This is a genomic window from Kribbella sp. NPDC043289 (assembly GCF_056436705.1).
In genome coordinates this window covers 263,040-282,673 of sequence record NZ_JBWKCB010000004.1, presented here as the reverse complement: position 1 = coordinate 282,673, position 19,634 = coordinate 263,040, and the positions used below count along the sequence as shown (strand labels likewise).

The following is a 19,634-nucleotide window of genomic DNA, read 5'->3' as shown; positions in this document are numbered from 1 at the left end:
ACCACCGGTTTACCGCGACTGGTTTATCCGCGGTCGAGAAGTTCCTCGCTGAGCTTCCACAGCCGGCGCGCGTTCTCGGCGTCGATCGCATAAGGCAGTACGCCGAACGCGCCCGGAGTCACCGCGAGCACACCGACGTCCGGCTCGTCCGACGTGTGCACCTTCGCGATGTCCACGTCCTCGCAGTACACGCCGCCGTACCCCTCGAGTTGGGGGCTGACCGCGCACCAGACCTGGGTCGCCGCGCCCTGCTCGACCGTCTTCAGGCCGCGGGCGGGGTCGATCACCGGCTCGTCGTTCGCGTCCAGGATCCCGCCCTGCCGCAGCGTCTCGCGATCCGTGAAGCGCGCGAGGTTCGTGACGATGCTCCCCGGGTGGACGGCGAATGCGCGGATGCCGTTGGCACGCTCGCGCTCGTCCAGTTCGACCGCGAAGAGGATGTTCGCCGTCTTCGACTGCCCATACCCCAGGTACGGCGCGTACTCGCGCTGCTCGAAGTTCGGGTCGTCGAAGTCGACGTCGCTGTACCGGTGCCCGCGCGACGACACCGACACCACCCGAGCGGCACCAGCGTTCCGCAGCGCCGGCAGCAGCCGCGTCGTGAGCTGGAAGTGCCCGAGATGGTTCGTCGCGAACTGCGACTCGTACCCGCGGGCGTCGCGGGTCAGCGGGTTCGCCATGATCCCGGCGCTGTTCACCAGGATGTGCAGCGCACGCCCGCTCGCCAGGAACCGGTCCGCGAACGCGTCGATACTCGCCGGATCGAGTAGGTCCATCTCCTCAACAGCGACTCCACCAACATCGGCCAACTCGGCGCTCGCCCGGGCGACATCCCGCGCCGGTACGACGACATCCGCGCCGGCTGACCGGAACGCGCGAACGGTTTCCTTGCCCAGACCGGAGTACCCACCGGTGACGATCGCGACCTTCCCGTGCAGGTCGATGCCGTCCAGTACGTCGTTCGTCGTGGAGGCCGCGGTGAATCCTGATCCCATTGGTGTTTGCATACTTCGACAGTAGGCCGCCGTACTCGGACTCTGAATGCTTGAGAGTGCTGATTACTTGCGCGATAGTACGGATAATGGCCGATCCGCTCACCGACACCCTCGCGCTCACCGAGGCGCATTGCCACGTCTCCCGCGGGTTCGAGGCGATCGGCGAGTGGCGGCTGCGGTACCCGGCCACGAACCGGCTGAAGTTCACCGCCGCGGTCGAGGGCACGTGCTGGATCGACTTCGACGACGACCTGACGGCCGACCGGATCGAGTTGGCGGCGGGGGACGTCGTGCTGTTCGACGGTCGGCACGAGTTCGTGAAGGGCAATTCCGACGCAGTGCCGGTCGAGGACGCGGTGGCCGCGTTCGGTGCCACCGACGGTCCGATCGCCCGCTTCGGCAGCGGAGCCGGGTCCGGCATCGGCCAGCGGGTGGTCGGCGTCGGCGGCCACGTGTCCCTGAATCGCACCGGCGAGGAACTGCTGCTCCGCGCGCTGCCGCCGGTGATCCATCTGCGGGCCGCGGACGAGCGGGCCGCGACCTTCCACTGGCTGCTCAACCGCCTGTTGCGCGAGGTGTCGACCGCCGAGCCCGGCGCGAGCCTGGCCGCCGACGATGTCGCGCACCTGCTGTTCCTCGAGGCGCTCCGGGCCTGCCTGGACGCGTCCGACGCGCTCCCGGTCGGCTGGCTGCGCGCGATCGCCGACGACCGCATCGCACCGGCGCTGCACCTGATGCACGACCAGCCCGGGCGGGTCTGGCAGCTCGAGGAACTCGCGCAGGCCGCCGCGATGTCCCGGACCACGTTCGCGGAACGCTTCCGTTCGGTCGCAGGCGTCCCGCCGCTGACGTACCTGCTGAACTGGCGGATGCGCCTCGCCGAGCGAGCGCTGCGCGACGACGATCAGCCGCTGTCGGCCCTCGCGCGCTCGCTCGGCTACATGTCCAACAGCGCGTTCAGCAATGCCTTCAAACGCGTCAACGGTGTCGCGCCGCGCCGGTACCGCGAGGCGGCGCGGGCGGCGCGGGGGACACCCGAAACGGAAGTCGCTGCTACGGCTTAGGCATCCCGTAGGCGTGGTCGACGGTCATCGTGAGCATCAACCGCTTGTCCCGGACCATCACCGCGCGGTACTCGTCCCAGTCGGGGTGCTCGCCGGATGCGGTCCGGTAGTAGTCGACAAGGCTCTCGACGGTGGCGTCGTGCGGGTCCGCGGCGACCGGGCTGAGCTCGGCCTTCCCCTCGAGGACGATGTACGAGCGCCCGCCGGAACCGTTGATGTACAGGCTGGCGCGCGGGTCGCGGCGGAGGTTCCTGGTCTTGGCCCGGTCGTCGGTCAGCGAGACGCCGAGGCGGGTGCCGTCGAAGACATAGGTGACGTTGGACAGCTGGGGGCGGCCGTCGCGCTTGATGGTGACCAGTACGCAGAGCCCGTGGGTCCCGATCCGGTCGAGGAGGTTTTCCGTCATACCGACACTCTAGAAATTCAAGCGCCCTTGAAGGCAAGGAACTCCCGGACTGTCGCGAGCCACTGGTCGGGTTGGCGGCTGTGGATGCGGTGGCCCGCCTCGATCGTGGTGACCGTCGCGGCCGGCATCACTTCGCTGACCGCGGCGAAGCGGGTTTGATCCAGGTGACTCTTGGGGCCGCCCGCCAGCAGGAGCGTGGGCGCCTTGACCGCCGCCAAGCCGTCCCACCAGGCCGTCTGTGGGCGCCGGAGATCCGCGATCACATCTCGAAGGAGAACCGGATCGCACCGGCGCCGACTCAGCCAGCCGGCCGCGAGCAACGCCAACGGCGGAATCGACCGCACTGTGGGACCAGCATCGTCGGAGTCCCTCGGCGGGACCGGCAGCTCTTCGAGGACCATGCGCTCGACAAGATCCGGCTCGGCGACCGCGACCGCGCTCGCGACGAAGGCCCCGAGCGAGTTCCCGACGAAGGTGACCGGCCCGCCGAGCTCACGCAGTACCTGATCGCGCAGTATTTGATCGCAGAAGGCGTCCAGGCGGTACGGGCGTTGGCGCGCCGCGGTGCCGTGGCCGGGCAGGGTCGGGCAGTGCACCCGGTATCCGAGCTCCTCGAACGCGGGCACGAAGCGGTCCCAGGTCGACGGCCCGCTCGTGCCGGCATGCAGACAGACCAGGTCTTTCACGTTGTTCCCCTCAGACACTCACCAATAGGACGCCACCGATGATGATGGCGAGACCAACGATGCGAGCGCGATCCAGCCGCTCGCGCAGGACGACGACTCCGAGCAGCGCGCCGAGAACGACGTTCAGCGTCCGCCCGATCGCCACGGTTCCGACCGAGGCGACTGACAGCGCCAGCAGTACGAGGCCGTAGCTGGCCGGCATGAGTACGGCGATCGGCAGCGCTTGCCGCCAGTTCCGCAGGGCTCCCTGGTGATCGCGGACGATGGCCGACAAGACGACAACCTGCGCCACGTTGGCCACCGCGAGATACGTCAGCAGGTCGATGTGCAGCGAGCTGACGGCGTACTCGTCCCAGAGCGTGTACGCCGCCGTACATCCGCCGACCAGCAACCCGAGGACGACCCCGCGCGCCGGCGTCCGCGAGCGCGGCCGGTCCATGATGAGGACCCCGGCCAGCACTAACGCCGCGCCGCCGAAGACCCGTGTCCCGGATTCGCTCGCCACCGCTACCAACGCCGGGCCGGCGCCGCGACTCACCGAGTAGACGGTCGAGAACGCCGCGGCGCCGTACGCCTTCTGCAGCGTCACGGCGTACGTCGTGTGAAGGGCCATGCTCACGAGGCCGGCCCACCAGCTCGTGGCGAGCGACCCGCGGAGCAGGAGCACGACCGAGATCGGCAAGGTCAGCAGCCCGCACAACCAGACGAACGCGGGACCGCCCAAGCCGCCTCGTTTCAGCAACAGGTTCCAGGCGGCGTGGCAGCCGGCGGAGGCGGTCAGCAGACCCAGGGCGATCACGTAGACAGTGTCTACCGGATGTCGATAGACGCTGTCTACCCGGCACCTGTGGATCACCTGAAGAAAGCCGCCGGATCCTGGTCCGAGGGCGGCTCGACGGAAACGATCGGGGGCATGACCGAGATCAGCGAGAGGGCCGTGCTCCGGCGGCTCAACGATCGGTTGGGGTTCGGCCCCGCGCCGGGTGACCTCGATGCCACCGCAGACGCGACCGTACGGCGCCTGCTCGGCCACGCGACGGATGCGGCCGCCGCCGCGATACCACCGCCGACCGCACTGGAACCGCCCGCGCAGCCGAAGAAGGACGACCAGGGCGCGAAGAAGGCCGCCAACCGGCAGCGGGCCGCGCAGGAGCGCAAGCTGACGATCTGGTGGCTCGACCGGATGGTCGTGAGCCGGACCGCGGGCGAGCGGCTGACCTGGTTCTGGCACGGCCACTTCGCGACCAGCAACCAGAAGGTCCGCAACGCGGCCTGGATGCTGGCGCAGAACCAGACCCAGCGCCGGCTCGCGCTCGGCCGGTTCGGCGATCTCGCGCAGGCGATGATCGTCGACACTGCGACGATCCGCTGGTTGGACGGGCAACGGAACCGCAAGGGTTCGCCGAACGAGAACCTGGCCCGCGAGTTCATGGAACTGTTCACGCTCGGCATCGGTCACTACCAGGAGGCCGACGTCGCGCAGGGCGCCCGCTGTCTGACCGGGTGGGTGCTGCGCAAGGACGGTCGCGCCGCGACGTTCCAGCGCAAGCGGTTCGACTCCGGCACGAAGACGGTGCTCGGCAAGACCGGTGACTTCGACGCGAAGGCGTTCGCCGGGCTCGCGCTGGCGCAACCCGCGTCGGCCGGTTTCGTGATCGGGCGGTTGTGGTTCCGGTTGGTGTCGGCGACTCCACCCGATACCGCGACGGTCGCGCGGCTGACTGCGGCGTACGGCGTGAATCGCGACATCCGGTCGTTGCTCACAGCAATGGTTGCCGAACCGGGGTTCAAGGATCCGGCGTCGGGGCTGGTGAAGCAGCCGGTGGAGTGGACGGTCGGACTGATGCGGGCGCTCGGACTGCGGCCCGGCAAGCTGCAGGAGAAGGAGCAGAACAAACTGCTCGCCGGTCTGCGCGGTATGGGACAGCTCCCGTACCGGCCCCCGAGTGTGGGTGGTTGGCCGGCCGGTGCGAGTTGGCTGACCACGTCGGCCGGCGTGACGCGGCTGCAACTCGCGCAGCAGTTGGCGAAGAAGGCCGATCTGTCGGCGGTCGAGGACCCTCGCGACAAGGTCGCCGCGGTCGCCGTACTGCTCGGTGTGGACGGCTGGTCCGATCGAACGAAGAGTGCGTTGGCCGGAGTGAAGAACCCTGCGCAGCTGACGGCGGTCGCTGCCTGCGCACCCGAGTACGTCGTGAGCGGATGAGTGGAGGACCGATGGACAACCTGACGAGAAGGCGGTTCCTGACGCTCAGCGGCGTGACCGCTGCCGGCGCGCTGGCGGCTGGTGCCACGCAGGTGAACTGGTCGGACCTTATGGCCGCGGCCGTCGACGATCCGTTGCCGAGCGACGACTCCGTACTGGTCGTCATCACCTTGTACGGCGGCAATGACGGGCTGAACACGGTCGTGCCCGCGGCGGACCCGGCGTACCAGAAGGCCCGGCCGGATTTGGCGTACGGCGCCGACGAGGTACTGGATCTCGGTGAGGGCCTCGGACTGAACCCTGGCCTGAAAGGGCTCAAGGGCCTGTGGGACGACAAGCGGCTCGCGATCGTCCGCGGGGTCGGGTACCCGGAGCCGGACCGCAGTCACTTCCGCTCGATGGCGATCTGGCAGACGGCGTCACCCAAGTCACCCGTCCCGACCGGGTGGCTCGGCCGGTGGCTGGACGCGACCGGCGCGGATCCGCTGCGCGCGGTGTCGGTCGAGCCGACGCTTCCCCCGCTGCTCGCGGGTGCGACCACGGCCGCCGCGTCGTTGCCGTTACGTGGTTTGGCCTTACCAGGTGGGGCTTTGGGGACGGCGTACGCCGCGTTGGGCAAGCCGAGCCCGGGGGAGGGGCCCTGGCAAGCGCGGGCTGCGAAGTCGGTTCTGGATCTGCAGAATGCGACGCAGGTCCTGGGCAAGGCGGTGCGGAGTGGTCACGAGCAGGAGGTCCCGGACGACGAGGAGCGGACGAAGGGCGCGTCGGCGGGTGGCGCGTCGCAGCTCGGCGCGCAACTGGACCTGATCGCCGGGCTGATCGAGGCCGGCGTACCGACGCGGGCGTACTCGGCTTCGCTCGGTGGGTTCGACACTCACGCGGACGAACGCGGAACGCAGCAGCGGTTGCTGACCGAGCTGGACGGTGCACTGACCCCGTTCGCGCAGCGGCTGCAGAAGACCGATCGTGGCAAGAACGCGGTCGTCCTCGTGTACTCCGAGTTCGGCCGCCGGGTGCAGGCGAACGGCAGTGACGGCACGGACCACGGCACCGCCGGTCCGGTCTTCGTGCTCGGCGAGAAGGTGTCCGGCGGCTTCTTCGGCGATCAGCCGAGCCTCACGGACCTCTCCAACGGCGACCTCAAGGCGGGCACCGACTTCCGTGACGTCTACGCCACAGTCCTCCACCACGTCCTAGGCGCCGACCCCGCCCAAATCCTCGCGAACCACACGACCACCATCCCGAACCTCCTCCGTACCTAGGGGAGGCGGAGGTGGAAGGCGGCGCCTACCTTGCCGTCTTCCACGGTGAGGTCGCCGCCATGGGCTCGGGCTACGCCGCGGGCGATGGCGAGGCCGAGGCCGGCGCCTTTGCTGTGCGGCCCGTGGACGAGGCGGTCGAAGATGCGCTCGCGGGCCTCGGGTGGGACGCCGGGACCGTCGTCCTCGACCAGTACGCCGGTCTGCGCGACGGTGATGTGGATGCTGTGGGCCCCTGCCTGGAGGGCGTTGTCGACCAGGTTGGCGAGGACCTGGGTGAGGCGTTCGGGATCGGCGCTGACGGTTGCGGTGCCGTCGACCTGAACCTTCACATCGGGTGCCACCAGCCGCAGGCGAGCCGCCTGAGCATCAGCCAGATGGCGAAGATCGACCTGCGCCAGGTGGAGCTGGAGGCCGGCGTCGATGCGGCTCAGCTCGAGCAGATCGCCGACCAGCGTGCCCGCGCGGCGGGACTCGCGGACCAGCAGCAGTTCCAGCTCCTCGCGCTGCTCGGCCGTCGCCTCGGGGCCGAGCTGGATCAGTGTTTCCGCGGCGGTCTGCAACCCGGCGACCGGAGTACGCAGCTCGTGCGCAGCGTCCGCCATGAACTCCCGCATCCGGTCCTCGGACCGCCGCGCCACGCCCTCCGCTTGCCGCGCCGCACCCTCGGCACGTCGCGCCGTACCTTCCGCTTGCCGCGCCGTCCCCTCGGCCCGTCGCGCGGTGTCCTCCGCGCCTTCGAGTGCGTCGAGCATCTCGTCGAACGCGGCCGCCGTCCGGCCGAGTTCGGTGTCGGCGCGCTCGGGCTGCAAGCGCCCACCTCGCCGTCCGGCCGCGATCGATCGCGCCAACCCCGTCATCGCGTCCAACGGTGCCAGCGCGAACCGCATACCGATGACCAGCGCGAGCGCCGTGATCAGGATCGCCGCGACGCCGGACAGCAGGAGAACGGTCCGCAGTCGCGCACTCGCATCGGCGAGCAACCCGGTGTCTGCGGACAGCAGCAGCGTCGCGCCCTTTGTTTGCTGGCCCGCTTGCAGCGTCGCCTTCACCTGCCGGACGGTCCCGCCGGCGTCGACGGGAGGCGCACCGAGTTGCCGTCCGTTCCGCAGGGTCAACGTCACTCGGACCCCGTCCGCGTCGACCCGCCGTACCAAGTTGCCGGGCGCAACGTTCTGCCGCGCGAGTTGCTGCGCCAGCTGAGCCCGCCCGGTGAGCAGCGAGTCGAGGCTGCGCTCGGCCTGCGCGTCGAACACCGCCTTCACCGTCAACCCGGTGATCGGCAGAACCACCAGCAACACGGCAATAGCAGTCAGCGTCACCCGGACCCGAAGCGATGCGGTTCGTAATCCGCTCATGGGCGTAGCACGTAGCCGGAGCCGCGGACGGTGTGGAGCAAGCGGGGGCCGTGGGCTTCGAGTTTGCGGCGGAGGCCGCTGACGTAGACCTCGACGAGGTTGTCGGCGTAGTCGTCGTACCCCCACACCGCGGTCAGCAGTTGCGTCTTGCCGACGACCTTCTCCGCGCGGCCGGCGAGGAACGCGAGCAGCTTGAACTCGGTCGCCGTCAGTTCGATCTCGGTCCCGCCCCGGCGTACCGCTCGCGCCTCGACGTCCACCTCGAGGTCGCTGATCGCGAGAACGGTGCGCAGCCGCCCCATCCGGCGCAGCACCGCCTCAACCCGCGCGATCAGTTCGGCGAGCACGAACGGCTTGACCACGTAGTCGTCCGCGCCGGTCCGCAGTCCGTGCAGCCGGTCGTCAACGGCGTCCCGCGCGGTCAGCAGGATCACCCCGGCGTTCGACGTCTCCCGCGCGACCGCCAACAGCTCGAACCCGTCCCGCCCGGGCAGCATCACATCCAGCAGCACCAGATCCGGCCGGTACTCCGCCAGCTCGCGCTCGAACCCTTCGCCGTCCGGCCGGGTGCGCACGTCGTGGCCAGCCTCGGTCAAGGCGATCCCGACGGCGGTCCGGATCGGTTCCGCGTCCTCGACCACCAGTACCCGCGCCGTCATGCGGGCCATCCTCGCACCGCGATCAGACCGCTCTGTCACAGCCGGACGGAATCTTCAGCACATCCTCAGCGAGGACGCCGTCACTGTCCGTATCTCGCCCGTCGAGACCCCCGGTTCGACGGCCCGGGGGAGTTGTGCATATAGTCGCAGGCATCATGCGGCACCAGCTTCTCCTCCTTCGCTGCCGCGGCGAGGCCTGACAAGGCCGGTTCCCTCGCCGCGGAGTTTCGTCGTTACGCCGGTCGTCCAGCGACCCTGTGCAGTAAGACGTATCCCGAGGAGCACCCCCGTGGCACCGAAGAACCAGCCCAAGCCCGTCCAGCAGCCGTCCGGCATGCCGACCCATCGTTACCGCCCCTTCCCGCCGATCGACCTGCCCGACCGCACCTGGCCGGCCCAGTCCGTCGACCACACCCCGCGCTGGCTGTCCACCGACCTCCGGGACGGCAACCAGGCGCTGGTCGAGCCGATGTCGCCGGCCCGCAAGCGGCGGATGTTCGACCTGCTGGTGAAGATGGGCTACAAAGAGATCGAGGTCGGTTTCCCGAGCGCCAGCCAGTACGACTTCGACTTCGTCCGCAGCCTGATCGAGGGCGACGCGATCCCGGACGACGTGACGATCTCGGTGCTGACCCAGGCGCGTGAGGAGCTGATCGAGCGCACCGTGCAGTCGCTGCAGGGCTCGCCCAAGGCAACCATCCACCTGTACAACGCGACCGCGCCGCTGTTCCGCCGCGTGGTGTTCAACGTCGACAAGGCCGAGTGCCGCACGATCGCCGTCCGCGGCACCGAGACCGTGATGAAGTACGCCGACGAGCTGCTGGGCGACTGCGAGTTCGGCTACCAGTACAGCCCGGAGATCTTCACCGGCACCGAGATGGAGTTCGCGCTCGAGGTGTGCGAGGCGGTCAGCGACGTCTGGCAGCCCGCCGAAGGCCGCGAGATCATCCTGAACCTGCCGGCCACCGTCGAGATGTGCACCCCGAACGTGTACGCCGACCAGATCGAGTGGTTCGGCCGGAACCTGACCCGCCGCGAGCACAGCGCGATCAGCCTGCACCCGCACAACGACCGCGGCACGGCGGTGGCCGCCACCGAGCTGGCCCTGATGGCCGGCGCGGACCGCGTCGAGGGCTGCCTGTTCGGCCACGGTGAGCGGACCGGCAACGTCGACCTGGTGACGCTGGGCATGAACCTGTTCAGCCAGGGCATCGACCCGCAGATCGACTTCTCCGACATCGACGAGATCCGCCGTACGGTCGAGTACTGCACGCAGATGCGCGTCCCCGAGCGCCAGCCGTACGCCGGTGACCTGGTCTACACCGCGTTCTCGGGCTCCCACCAGGACGCGATCAAGAAGGGCCTGGAGGCGCTCGACAAGCAGGCCGCGGCCGAGGGCAAGCCGGTCGGCGAGATCACCTGGGAGGCGCCGTACCTGCCGATCGACCCGAAGGACGTCGGCCGGTCGTACGAGGCCGTGATCCGGGTCAACTCGCAGTCCGGCAAGGGCGGCGTCGCGTACATCATGAAGTCGGAGCACCGGCTCGACCTGCCGCGCCGGCTGCAGATCGAGTTCAGCCGGGTGATCCAGCAGCACACCGACGACGAGGGCGGCGAGGTCGGCCCGCAGGTGATGTGGGACATCTTCGCGGGTGAGTACCTGGCGCCCGGCAAGCTGTCGCTGCTGAGCGTCAACTCGACCTCGGGCGAAGGCCAGGGCGACCAGCTCCGCGTACAGGTCTATGCCAATGGTGTTCCCCACGAGTTGGTTGGCGAGGGCAACGGTCCGGTGTCGGCCTTCGTCGACGCGCTGCAGCCGCTGAAGTACGACGTCCGTGTCCTGGATTATCACGAACACGCGCTCTCCGCGGGCGGCGACGCGCTGGCCGCGGCGTACGTCGAGTGCGAGGTCGGCGACGAGGTCTTCTGGGGCGTCGGCCGGGACGCCAACATCCTCACCGCATCGCTCAAGGCCGTAGTGTCGGCTGTCAACCGCGCCACCCGCTGATCAGGCCGCATTCTTAACCTCGAATTGCCCGTCCCCCGTGTTGGGGGCGGGCAATTCCTGTACGCCCCGGTACCGTTACGTCACACTCTGCAACGTTGTCTCAACGTTGCCTCAAGTCGTTGACTCGGTGACCGAGGTTGCGCACACTGTCGTCACTATGCGCAGATCCTTGCAAGACAGCGTTACTAAGTCTTGTTGTTGAAAGGTCTGCGCCACCGACTTTCCCCTGCAGTCGCGTGGAGGTGAGCAGTGAGCGGTGCGGTCGAGACATCCGCGTCTGATCTGATCGAAGGACCGGTTGTCGAACCGAGACCCTCGGCTGTCCGGCGTTTTTTCAACGCCTGGCTGGTCCGAAGACTGTTCAAGGCGGTCCTGACGATCTTCATCGTCACGACGGGAACGTTCTTCCTGGTCCGATTGCTGCCCGGTAACCCGGTCGACACCTATATCCAGACCCAGATCGCGCAGACCGGCATCTCGTACGAGGCTGCCGCCGCGCAGGCGAAGAACCTGTTCTCGCTGGACCCGAACGAGCCGCTGCTCGTGCAGTACTTCCACTACATGGTCAACATGCTGCACGGCGACTTCGGCAACTCGTTGCTGTCGCCGGGCACCACGGTCGCCTCGGTGATCAAGACCTACCTGCCGTGGACCTTGTTCTCGGTCGGGGTGGCAACGGTCTTCAGCTTCGTCATCGGCATCATCGCCGGGATGATCATGGCGTACCGCCGGGAGACCTGGATCGACCATCTGCTGACCTCGATCGGCTCACTGCTGCACGCGATCCCGAACTACATCCTGGCGATCCTGATCGTGGTCTTCCTCGGTGTGAAGCTGCAGATCTTCGACCTGACCCAGGCCCGCGGTTCGTACACACCGGGCGTCACACCGTCGTTCAGCCTCAGCTTCCTGAACGACATCTTCTACCACGCGATGCTGCCGATCCTGGCCTATGCGCTGACCACGGTCGGCTCGTGGGCGCTGGTGATGAAGTCGTCGACGGTGGAGACCCTCGGCGAGGACTACGTGACGGTGGCCCGCGCGCGCGGCTTGGCCGACTCCCGGATCCGGTCCGGGTACGTCGGGCGGAACGCGGTACTGCCGCTGTTCAGCCAGCTCGCGGTGTCGCTCGGATTCGTCGTCGGCGGCTCGATCTTCGTCGAGCGGATCTTCGGCTACCAGGGCATCGGCTTCAGCCTGTACAACGCGGTCAACGGCCGCGACTACGCCGTACTGCAAGGCATCTTCCTGGTCGTGACGATCTCGGTCGTGGTCGCCAACCTGCTGGCCGATGTGCTGTACAGCCGGCTGGATCCGCGGATCCGCGTCCAGGGCAAGGGGTGACGAGATGGCCGAGGCAACAATTCCCGTTTCTTCGATCGGTACGACCGGCGTCTCCCGGTTCGCGGGCATCCTGAAGTCGCTGCGCCGCAGCCCGGCCGGCTTCATCGGGTTCGTGATCGTCGCGCTGATGGTGCTGGTCACCGCGATCGTGCCGTTCTTCCTCCCGGACGTGGCGCCGAACGTCAAGGAGATCCTGCTCCCGGCCGGTTCGCCCGGTCACCTGCTCGGTACCGACAACGAGGGCAAGGACGTCCTGATCCAGATGATCGGCGGCGGCCGGACGGTGATCTTCGTCGGCTTCTTCGCCGCCCTGATCTCGACCGCGCTGGCGATCGTGCTCGGCTCGCTCGCCGCGTACCTCGGCGGCTGGGTCGACTCGGTCGTGGTCACGCTGGCCGACGTCTTCCTGACGGTCCCGCAGATCGTCCTGCTCGCGGTGCTCGGCGCGTTCTTCAAGCTCGACTCGCCGCTCCTGCTCGCGCTGCTGGTCGGAGCCCTGTCCTGGCCGGTGCTGACCCGGGCCGTCCGGGCCCAGGTGTTCTCGCTGAAGGAACGCGAGTTCGTCGAGGCGGCCCGGCTGCTCGACCTCGGCACCGCCCGGGTGGTGTTCGTCGAGATCCTGCCGAACATGGCCAGCTTCATCCTGATGAACTTCATGATCGGCGTGACCAACGCGATCTACCAGCTGGTCGGCCTCTACCTGCTCGGTCTGGCCCCGCTGACCGGCTCCAACTGGGGCATCATGCTCAACCGCGCCTGGATTGCCGGCGCGATCTTCAACGACGCGAGCCTGGCCTGGATCCTCAGCCCGATCGTCGCGATCGTCCTGCTGCTGGTCGGATTGGTAATGATGACGAGATCCCTCGAAGAGATCCTCAACCCGCGGCTCCGGGACCGGTGAGCATGACGACGACGACTTCCGGCCAGGACCGCGCGGTGCGCGGCGGCCAGGGCAAGCCACTGCTGTCGGTCCGCGACTTCAAGGTCGAGTACCGGACCGGTTCCGGATCCACCGTGCAGGCGGTCCGTGGCGTCGACCTCGACCTCTACCCGGGCGAGAGCCTCGCGCTGGTGGGGGAGAGCGGCTGCGGCAAGACCACCTTCGGCCTCGGCCTGCTGCGGTTGCTGCCGCGCCTCGGCCACGCCAGCGGCAAGGTCGTGTTCAACCGCGGCGACGGCTCCGAGATCGACGTCCTCGCACTGGACGGCCGGGACCTGCGGGAGTTCCGCTGGCGGGACGCCGCGATGGTGTTCCAGGGCGCGATGAACGCGTTCAACCCGGTGTTGAAGATCCGCGCGCACATGCACGACACGATGCGCGCGCACACCAAGGCGAGCCGCCAGGAGATCGAGGACCGCGCCGGCGAGCTGCTCCGGCTGGTGCGGCTGGAGCCGTCGCGGGTGATGGACAGCTACCCGCACGAACTGTCCGGCGGGATGCGGCAGCGGGTCCTGATCGCGATGAGCCTGCTGCTCGAACCCGAGGTACTGATCCTCGACGAGCCCACCACGGCGCTCGACATCCTCACCCAGCGGTCGGTGGTCGACGTACTGCACGAGGTGCGCGAGCGGCTCGGGTTCTCGATGATCTTCATCTCCCACGACCTGTCGCTGGCCGCCGAGCTCGCCGACCGGGTGGCCACCATGTACGCCGGAAGCATCGTCGAGACGGGTGGCGTCCGGGACCTGTTCTACCGGCCCCGGCACCCGTACACGCTGGGCCTGATCAAGGCCGTGCCGCCGATCGTCGGCGACCTGCCGGACCTGGAGTCGATCCCCGGCGGACCGCCGAGCCTGGCGTCGCTCCCGAAGGGCTGCACGTTCAGCCCGCGGTGCAAGTTCGTCACCGACGAGTGCCGGGAGGCCGAGCCGCCGTTGGCTCCGGTGACCGACGAGCCGGGTGACGCCCACGACGTCGCCTGCATCCATGTGAAGGACGTGCACCTAGACCGTCAGGTGCCCAACGAGACCCTGGGAACCGCCTCATGACCGCGCTCGAGGAATCGCCCGCGACCACGGGCGCCGCACCGCTGATGACGCTGGCCGGTGTCAGCCAGGTGTTCGACACCAAGGCAGGACCGATCCGCGCGGTCGACAACGTCGACCTGTCGGTCAACCCGGGTGAGGTGCTCTGCCTGGTCGGCGAGAGCGGCTCCGGGAAGACCACCGCGGCGCGGATGGCGGCCGGCCTGGCCAAGCCGACCGAAGGCAAGGTGGAGTTCGCCGGCCAGGACATCTGGTCGAAGAACCGCAACGACTTCACCACCTTCCGCCGCAGCGTCCAGTACGTCCATCAGGACCCGTACGCGTCGCTGAACCCGACCCGGACGATCCAGCAGACGATCACCGCGCCGCTGCTCAAGCACGGTGTCGTCAAGGGTGCGAAGGCGGCCGCCGAGCGCGCGGCCGAGCTGCTCACCAAGGTGGACCTGACGCCGGCCGAGAACTACCTGCCGAAGTACCCGCACCAGCTGTCCGGTGGCCAGCGGCAACGAGTCGCGGTCGCGCGAGCGCTGACCCTGGACCCGAAGCTGATCATCGCGGACGAGTCGACCTCGATGCTGGACGTGTCGATCCGGATCAGCGTGCTGGCGATGCTCGGCCGGCTGCGTGACGACCTCGGCGTCGGGTTCCTGTTCATCACCCATGACCTGGCGATCGCGAAGTACTTCGGCTGGAACGGCAAGACCGCGGTGATGTACCTGGGCCGGATCGTCGAGTTCGGGCCGACCCCGAAGATCATCAACGCACCGACGCACCCGTACACCCGGGCGCTGATCGACGCGATCCCCGAGCCGGACCCGGACCTGACCAAGACCAAGGGCCGGGAATCCCTGCGCAGCCTGGAGATCCCGAGCCTGGCGCACCTGCCGTCGGGCTGCTCGTTCCACCCGCGCTGTCCGCAGTTCGAGGACGGGCTGTGCGACGGTGCGGTGCCCGCCCTGACCCAGATCCGATCCGGGCAGTCCGCCGCATGCCACGTGGTGGCCCGCGACGGCGCCCACGAAGGACGGCCGGATGAGCCGGGGGCCTGATGGGGCCCCAGATCGGCCGGGCGGCGCTCGGCTGGGCGGCGTTCCTGGTGCTCGCGAGCGGAGCCTTGCTGCTCACGCTGTCGCCGGGTACCCCGGAGTTCGTCGTCACCCTGTTCACCTTGTGTTTGGGCCTGCTACTGGGCCTGGTGGTCGTCGTCGGAGTGGTTCTGACGCGGCGTCGGGAAAAACGCGAGGGCGGTAGTTAAAACGAACCAGTAGTGCCTGACGCACACGGGCGTGCGTCAGATCAGAAAGGACCAAGGAATGAGTCCCACCGGCACCAACGATTCCGGCAGCACCGACTCGGGCGCCAACGCCCGGACCAACGCCATCTCCCGCCGCAACGTGCTCCAGTTGTTCGGCATCGCCGGTGTCGGCGTGGCCGGCATCGGGTCGCTGGAAGCGTGCTCCCCGAGCAAGCCGAACGCCGCCTCGGGTGGTGACGGCAAGTCGGGGAACAAGGAGTTCCACGGCGCGTACCCGTACCAGCTGCCGCCCAAGGGCCACTTCAACCTGGCGGCCGGTGTCACCGACGGCATCCAGCAGCAGAGCCCCTACCTCGACCTGATCTACCCCAGCGGCGGCCTGTACTACTGGGCCGACAAGAAGTGGGAATGGATGATGGCCGAGTCCGGCACGCTGGACGAGGCGACCAAGACGTACACGATGAAGCTCCGCTCCGGGCTGACCTGGAGCGACGGCAAGCCGGTGACCGCCAAGGACGTCGTCTCGACGTTCAACCTGCACTGGCTGATGCGTCAGCAGTCCTGGACGTTCCTGTCCGACGTCAGCGCCAAGGACGACACCACGGTGCTGTTCACCATCGGTACGCCGTCCACCGTGCTGGAGCGTTACATCCTCCGCGCGCCGATCATGCCGGACTCGGTGTACGGCGAGTGGGCGACCAAGGCCGAGACGATGCGCAAGGCCAAGACCAGCCTGGACAGCGCCGAGGGCAAGGCGCTGAACGGTGACTTCCAGAAGTTCCGTCCGGAGAACCCGGTCGTCTCGGGTCCGTTCAACTTCGACTCGAAGAACATGACCAACGCGCAGATGGCGCTGGTCAAGAACGACAAGGGCCTGTTCGCCGACAAGATCGGCTTCACCAAGGTCGTGCTGTACAACGGTGAGACCTCGGACATCACGCCGGTCGTGATGAACAAGGACGTCGACTACGCGACCCACGGTTTCGCGGTGGCCAGCGAGAAGACCATGCAGGGCAGCGGTTTCCGGATCCTCCGGCCGCCGGTGTACTCGGGCCCGTCGCTGGTGTTCAACTACACCACGCACCCCGAGCTCGCCGACGTCCGCGTCCGGCAGGCGATCGCCTACGTCCTGGACCGCAACGAGAACGGCACCGTCGCGCTCGGCGAGTCCGGCAAGCCGTGCAAGTTCATGGCCGGCTTCTCCGACATCTCGGTCCCGGACTGGGTCTCCGACGCCGACCAGAAGAAGCTGAACGCCTACGAGAAGGACGAGGCCAAGGCCACCGAGCTGCTGCAGGCGGCCGGGTGGAAGAAGAACGGCGGCAAGTGGACGCTGCCGTCCGGCAAGCCCGCGGCCTACGACATCAAGTTCCCGACCGAGTTCGCCGACTGGAACCCGGCCGCCACCAACGCGGCCGACCAGCTGAACAAGTTCGGCTTCAACATCACCAAGCGGGGCATCACCTTCACCCAGCTGAACCCCGACGTCCTGGCCGGCAAGTTCGACATCGCGATCCAGACCTGGGGCGCGTCGAACCACCCGCACCCGTACTTCGCGTTCGTCCAGGACCTGTACACGTTCAACTACGTGACCGCGGCGAACTCCGGCGGCAAGGGGATGAACTTCCCGCTCAAGCAGACCACCTCGGCCGGTCCGATCGACCTGCAGTCCGTGGTGGACAAGTCCGCGCAGGGCCTGAACCTCGACGAGCAGAAGAAGAACGTCACCGCCGCGGCGCTGGCCTTCAACGAACTGCTGCCGATCATCCCGCTCTGGGAGCGCTACGGGAACAACCCGGCGCTCGAGGGCACCCGGGTGGCGAAGTTCCCGGCCGACGACGACCCGATCCTGAAGAACGCGCCGTACGCCGACAACTTCGTGATCATGTACATGTACCAGGGCAAGGTCGCACCGGTCTAAGGAAAACCGACTGGCGGACTGACCCGTTTGTTTGGTTGGGTCGGCCGGGTGATCAGCATTCGCGAGATCGACCCGGCCGACCTGGCCCTGTTCGACGAGTGGTACGACGCCTTCCGGGCCGGCGCGATCGCCGGACGGGAGGCCCCGCTGGTGGCCGCCCGCGAAGCCCTCGGGTTCTCGCTGCGGAACCCGGGACCGTTGAAGACCCGCATCCCGGTCGGGGCGTTCGAGGACGACCGGGTGCTCGGCGGGATGCTGTTCGAGTACCGGTTGACGGACAATCTCGACACGGTCGAGGTCGAGGTCGACGTACCGCCGGGGCACCGGCGGCGCGGGATCGGTACGGCGCTGTGGCAGTGGACCGTGACGCGGGCGGCGCAGCTGGGACGGACGATCGTCCAGACCGAGCTCGGCGTACCGGGGGAGCCCTGGGCGGGTGCGGCGTTTGCCGAGCGGCTCGGGTTCCGGACGGAGCATGTCGAGGAGCATCTCGTCGTACCGCTGCCGTACGACGACCTGCGGCTCGAGGAACTGCGGGAAGCGGCCGGACGGCTCGACGGGTACCGGCTGACGTCGTGGGCCGGGCTGTGTCCGCCGGAGCTCCAGCAGGCGTACGCCGATCTGCACACCGCGATGGATCGGGACGTACCGACCGGTGGGATGACCCGTGAGGTCGTGCCGTGGACGGTCGAGAAGCTCGAGGCGAGCGAGACGCGGGTCGACCGCAACTACCTCGCGCTGGTCACGATGGCCCACACCGACGCGGGCGAACCGGCCGGCTACACGCTCATCTACCTGCCCCGCGCCGACGCCGAGCACGCCCAGCAGGACGACACCCTCGTACTGCGCGAGCACCGCGGCCACAACCTCGGGACTTTTATGAAGCTCGCGAACCTCGAGCAGCTGGCCAAGCACCGGACGACGCAACGCTTCCTGCACACCTGGACCGCGCTGTCGAACGTCGCGATGCGCAAGGTCAACACCCGCTTCGGTTTCCGCGCCGTCGAGCAGCACCGCGAACTCGAACTGCGGTTGCCGCGTCTGCGCCCCGCGGCCCGCGCGGTGATCGTCGATCCTGAGGACCGCATCCTGCTGGTCCGCTTCGAGTTCGCCGACGGTCCGTTGTGGGCGACGCCCGGCGGCGGCCTCGAGCCCGGCGAGACGGTGATCGAAGGCCTGCGCCGCGAACTCGTCGAGGAGGTCGGCCTCCGGGACTTCGCCGACCCGCCGCAGCTCTGGCACCAGGAAGTCGTTGCCGAGGACCACGCCACCGGCTACGACGGCGTACTCCACGACTTCTTCCTGATCCGCACCGACCACTTCGAGCCGGCCGGAACCTTCACCCCGGAAGAGATGCGCGCCGAGAACGTGCACGCCATGCGCTGGTGGTCGCAGGCCGAGTTGGAGGCCCACGACGGCCGCTTCGCCCCGCGCGACCTACCCGCGCTGGTCCGCTCAGCGCTGGAGTCCGGCCCGCCAACCACCCCGACCCAACTGAGCCTCTGACCCAGCAGCCTCAGCTGAGCTCCTGCCCGTCCCGGCCACGCGGCTTCGCTGTCCGCTCCTTCGTAGCCGTGCTGCTCTGGGCCGAGGACGTCGTGGGAGCCGCTAGCCCCGACAGCGCGGCCTGCGTGACCTTGGGATCGACCGCAGGCCCGGCGAGCTCGGTACCGTCTGTCCTCAGACCGGCCGGGCGGACGACCTGCGCAAGCTGGTCGCGAAGCGGCAGATGGTTACCGGCGTGCGCATGCAACCGGGCCATCTTGAATGCCTCGATGTTCTGGTTGACGGCAGCCCAGTTGATCGATCGGCCGGCTTGTTGCGTCAACTGATCCACGAAGACGCGTTGGCTGCGAGTGTTCCCGTTCAGCGACGGATGCAACGCCGTCAGCTCACCCCAGTGGTAGGCCAGCCGATCATTGAACTGGTCGTCGCCCATACCCTGCAGCAGGTCGTCCCGCTGCAGCATCCGGAACACGTACCTCGACTGCTCTTCCAGGTGCTCCGGGAGACAATGCACCAGCTGGGTGTTCGTCGTACCGGTCGGGACGTCGCGCAGCTTGCCCGCCCAGTCGTACATGTCCTGGAACGCGCGCCGGTTGATCTCGAGCAGATGCGCGAGGTCGTAGTCGCCCTGGACCGGGTTCTGTACCAGTTCGGCGATCCGGACGTAGGCCAGCCGGGTCTCCATCGTGTGCGCGGCGAGCTCGTCCTGGAGCCCGAACTTGTTCCGCAGGACGGTGGAGTTCGGGTAGACGTAGTCGTCGTACTTCGCCATCAGTCGCGCTTGAACTCTTCGAGGGTTCGGGCGATCTCCTGCTGGACGGCCTCGTCGGCGGTGATCTCGCCGCGGAGCTGGCGGCGGGCGAGGTCGATCGACTCCTCGTCGGGCTCGTGCTCGGCCAGCCGGTGACCCGCGGTGGCGCCTTCCAGCGCGGCTTCGATCTCGTCCTCGGTCAGCTGCTTCTTCTCGTCCGCCATGGATCC

The 19,634-nt window shown here is 68.3% G+C and carries 19 protein-coding genes; 11 read left to right on the top strand and 8 right to left on the bottom strand.

Annotated features, from left to right (window positions below; all coding sequences use genetic code 11):
* Positions 1-23 precede the first annotated feature (23 nt).
* A complete protein-coding gene (locus AC0662_RS25685; RefSeq protein WP_478303756.1) occupies positions 24-1,007 on the bottom strand; it encodes an oxidoreductase in 984 nt (327 codons plus the stop codon).
* Positions 1,008-1,081: 74 nt separating this feature from the next.
* Here AC0662_RS25685 and AC0662_RS25680 point away from each other — a divergent pair, with 74 nt between their 5' ends.
* Positions 1,082-2,059 carry an AraC family transcriptional regulator gene (locus AC0662_RS25680; protein WP_478303754.1) on the top strand — a complete coding sequence of 326 codons (978 nt, stop codon included), beginning with the start codon at positions 1,082-1,084 and terminating at the stop codon, positions 2,057-2,059.
* Here the strand turns inward: AC0662_RS25680 and AC0662_RS25675 are convergent.
* From AC0662_RS25675 to AC0662_RS25665, 3 genes are read right to left on the bottom strand one after another with little or no spacing between them, the layout of a single operon-like run.
* The gene (locus AC0662_RS25675) at positions 2,049-2,465 is read right to left on the bottom strand and encodes a PPOX class F420-dependent oxidoreductase (protein WP_478303753.1); all 417 of its coding nucleotides are present in this window, start codon (positions 2,463-2,465) and stop codon (positions 2,049-2,051) included. The two genes, AC0662_RS25680 and AC0662_RS25675, sit on opposite strands and share 11 nt — an antisense overlap.
* Before the next feature lie 17 nt (positions 2,466-2,482).
* Positions 2,483-3,169 (bottom strand): alpha/beta fold hydrolase, encoded by a 687-nt coding sequence (locus AC0662_RS25670; RefSeq protein ID WP_478303751.1) that lies wholly within the window; start codon positions 3,167-3,169, stop codon positions 2,483-2,485.
* Positions 3,162-3,950 carry an EamA family transporter gene (locus AC0662_RS25665; protein ID WP_478303749.1) on the bottom strand — a complete coding sequence of 263 codons (789 nt, stop codon included), beginning with the start codon at positions 3,948-3,950 and terminating at the stop codon, positions 3,162-3,164. Before AC0662_RS25665 ends, AC0662_RS25670 begins: the two co-directional genes overlap by 8 nt.
* A gap of 114 nt (positions 3,951-4,064) precedes the next feature.
* Here AC0662_RS25665 and AC0662_RS25660 point away from each other — a divergent pair, with 114 nt between their 5' ends.
* Entirely contained in the window at positions 4,065-5,357 is a 1,293-nt protein-coding gene (locus tag AC0662_RS25660; RefSeq protein WP_478303747.1) for a DUF1800 domain-containing protein, read from the top strand.
* Between the two features lie 11 nt (positions 5,358-5,368).
* Complete coding sequence (locus AC0662_RS25655) at positions 5,369-6,619, top strand: DUF1501 domain-containing protein (RefSeq protein ID WP_478303745.1); 1,251 nt, start codon at positions 5,369-5,371, stop codon at positions 6,617-6,619.
* Here AC0662_RS25655 and AC0662_RS25650 read toward each other — a convergent pair.
* A complete protein-coding gene (locus AC0662_RS25650; protein WP_478303743.1) occupies positions 6,616-7,974 on the bottom strand; it encodes a sensor histidine kinase in 1,359 nt (452 codons plus the stop codon). The genes AC0662_RS25655 and AC0662_RS25650 overlap by 4 nt on opposite strands.
* On the bottom strand, positions 7,971-8,633 hold the full coding sequence (locus AC0662_RS25645) for a response regulator transcription factor (protein ID WP_452203718.1): 663 nt from the start codon (positions 8,631-8,633) through the stop codon (positions 7,971-7,973). Before AC0662_RS25645 ends, AC0662_RS25650 begins: the two co-directional genes overlap by 4 nt.
* A gap of 334 nt (positions 8,634-8,967) precedes the next feature.
* On the opposite strand from AC0662_RS25645, the gene leuA reads away from it, so the two are divergent.
* From leuA to AC0662_RS25605, 8 genes are all read left to right on the top strand, one after another.
* Positions 8,968-10,641: a 2-isopropylmalate synthase gene (leuA, locus tag AC0662_RS25640; protein WP_478304211.1), complete on the top strand. Its 1,674-nt coding sequence runs from the start codon at positions 8,968-8,970 to the stop codon at positions 10,639-10,641.
* A 249-nt stretch (positions 10,642-10,890) separates the two neighbouring features.
* Complete coding sequence (locus AC0662_RS25635) at positions 10,891-11,985, top strand: ABC transporter permease (RefSeq protein ID WP_452203717.1); 1,095 nt, start codon at positions 10,891-10,893, stop codon at positions 11,983-11,985.
* A gap of 4 nt (positions 11,986-11,989) precedes the next feature.
* On the top strand, positions 11,990-12,886 hold the full coding sequence (locus tag AC0662_RS25630) for an ABC transporter permease (RefSeq protein ID WP_452203716.1): 897 nt from the start codon (positions 11,990-11,992) through the stop codon (positions 12,884-12,886).
* A gap of 2 nt (positions 12,887-12,888) precedes the next feature.
* Entirely contained in the window at positions 12,889-13,974 is a 1,086-nt protein-coding gene (locus tag AC0662_RS25625; RefSeq protein WP_478303739.1) for an ABC transporter ATP-binding protein, read from the top strand.
* Positions 13,971-15,020 (top strand): ABC transporter ATP-binding protein, encoded by a 1,050-nt coding sequence (locus AC0662_RS25620; protein ID WP_452203714.1) that lies wholly within the window; start codon positions 13,971-13,973, stop codon positions 15,018-15,020. The genes AC0662_RS25625 and AC0662_RS25620 overlap by 4 nt, the downstream gene beginning before the upstream one ends.
* Entirely contained in the window at positions 15,020-15,226 is a 207-nt protein-coding gene (locus AC0662_RS25615; RefSeq protein WP_452203713.1) for a hypothetical protein, read from the top strand. The genes AC0662_RS25620 and AC0662_RS25615 overlap by 1 nt, the downstream gene beginning before the upstream one ends.
* A 58-nt stretch (positions 15,227-15,284) precedes the next feature.
* Positions 15,285-17,147, top strand: a complete 1,863-nt coding sequence (locus tag AC0662_RS25610) for an ABC transporter substrate-binding protein (RefSeq protein WP_452203712.1) — start codon at positions 15,285-15,287, stop codon at positions 17,145-17,147.
* Positions 17,148-17,195: 48 nt separating this feature from the next.
* Positions 17,196-18,653 (top strand): GNAT family N-acetyltransferase, encoded by a 1,458-nt coding sequence (locus tag AC0662_RS25605; RefSeq protein ID WP_478303736.1) that lies wholly within the window; start codon positions 17,196-17,198, stop codon positions 18,651-18,653.
* A 10-nt stretch (positions 18,654-18,663) separates the two neighbouring features.
* On the opposite strand, the gene AC0662_RS25600 is transcribed toward AC0662_RS25605, so the two are convergent.
* Entirely contained in the window at positions 18,664-19,425 is a 762-nt protein-coding gene (locus AC0662_RS25600; protein WP_452203710.1) for a Fic/DOC family protein, read from the bottom strand.
* The gene (locus tag AC0662_RS25595; protein WP_452203709.1) at positions 19,425-19,628 is read right to left on the bottom strand and encodes an antitoxin VbhA family protein; all 204 of its coding nucleotides are present in this window, start codon (positions 19,626-19,628) and stop codon (positions 19,425-19,427) included. The genes AC0662_RS25600 and AC0662_RS25595 overlap by 1 nt, the downstream gene beginning before the upstream one ends.
* Positions 19,629-19,634: the final 6 nt, after the last annotated feature.

Coding starts and splice junctions, on each gene's coding strand:
- AC0662_RS25685 (WP_478303756.1), bottom strand. CDS start 1,007: ATGCAAACACCAATGGGATCAGGATTCACCGCGGCCTCCACGACGAAC.
- AC0662_RS25680 (WP_478303754.1), top strand. CDS start 1,082: ATGGCCGATCCGCTCACCGACACCCTCGCGCTCACCGAGGCGCATTGC.
- AC0662_RS25675 (WP_478303753.1), bottom strand. CDS start 2,465: ATGACGGAAAACCTCCTCGACCGGATCGGGACCCACGGGCTCTGCGTA.
- AC0662_RS25660 (WP_478303747.1), top strand. CDS start 4,065: ATGACCGAGATCAGCGAGAGGGCCGTGCTCCGGCGGCTCAACGATCGG.
- AC0662_RS25655 (WP_478303745.1), top strand. CDS start 5,369: ATGGACAACCTGACGAGAAGGCGGTTCCTGACGCTCAGCGGCGTGACC.
- AC0662_RS25650 (WP_478303743.1), bottom strand. CDS start 7,974: ATGAGCGGATTACGAACCGCATCGCTTCGGGTCCGGGTGACGCTGACT.
- AC0662_RS25645 (WP_452203718.1), bottom strand. CDS start 8,633: ATGACGGCGCGGGTACTGGTGGTCGAGGACGCGGAACCGATCCGGACC.
- leuA (WP_478304211.1), top strand. CDS start 8,968: ATGCCGACCCATCGTTACCGCCCCTTCCCGCCGATCGACCTGCCCGAC.
- AC0662_RS25630 (WP_452203716.1), top strand. CDS start 11,990: ATGGCCGAGGCAACAATTCCCGTTTCTTCGATCGGTACGACCGGCGTC.
- AC0662_RS25625 (WP_478303739.1), top strand. CDS start 12,889: ATGACGACGACGACTTCCGGCCAGGACCGCGCGGTGCGCGGCGGCCAG.
- AC0662_RS25620 (WP_452203714.1), top strand. CDS start 13,971: ATGACCGCGCTCGAGGAATCGCCCGCGACCACGGGCGCCGCACCGCTG.
- AC0662_RS25615 (WP_452203713.1), top strand. CDS start 15,020: ATGGGGCCCCAGATCGGCCGGGCGGCGCTCGGCTGGGCGGCGTTCCTG.
- AC0662_RS25610 (WP_452203712.1), top strand. CDS start 15,285: ATGAGTCCCACCGGCACCAACGATTCCGGCAGCACCGACTCGGGCGCC.
- AC0662_RS25600 (WP_452203710.1), bottom strand. CDS start 19,425: ATGGCGAAGTACGACGACTACGTCTACCCGAACTCCACCGTCCTGCGG.
- AC0662_RS25595 (WP_452203709.1), bottom strand. CDS start 19,628: ATGGCGGACGAGAAGAAGCAGCTGACCGAGGACGAGATCGAAGCCGCG.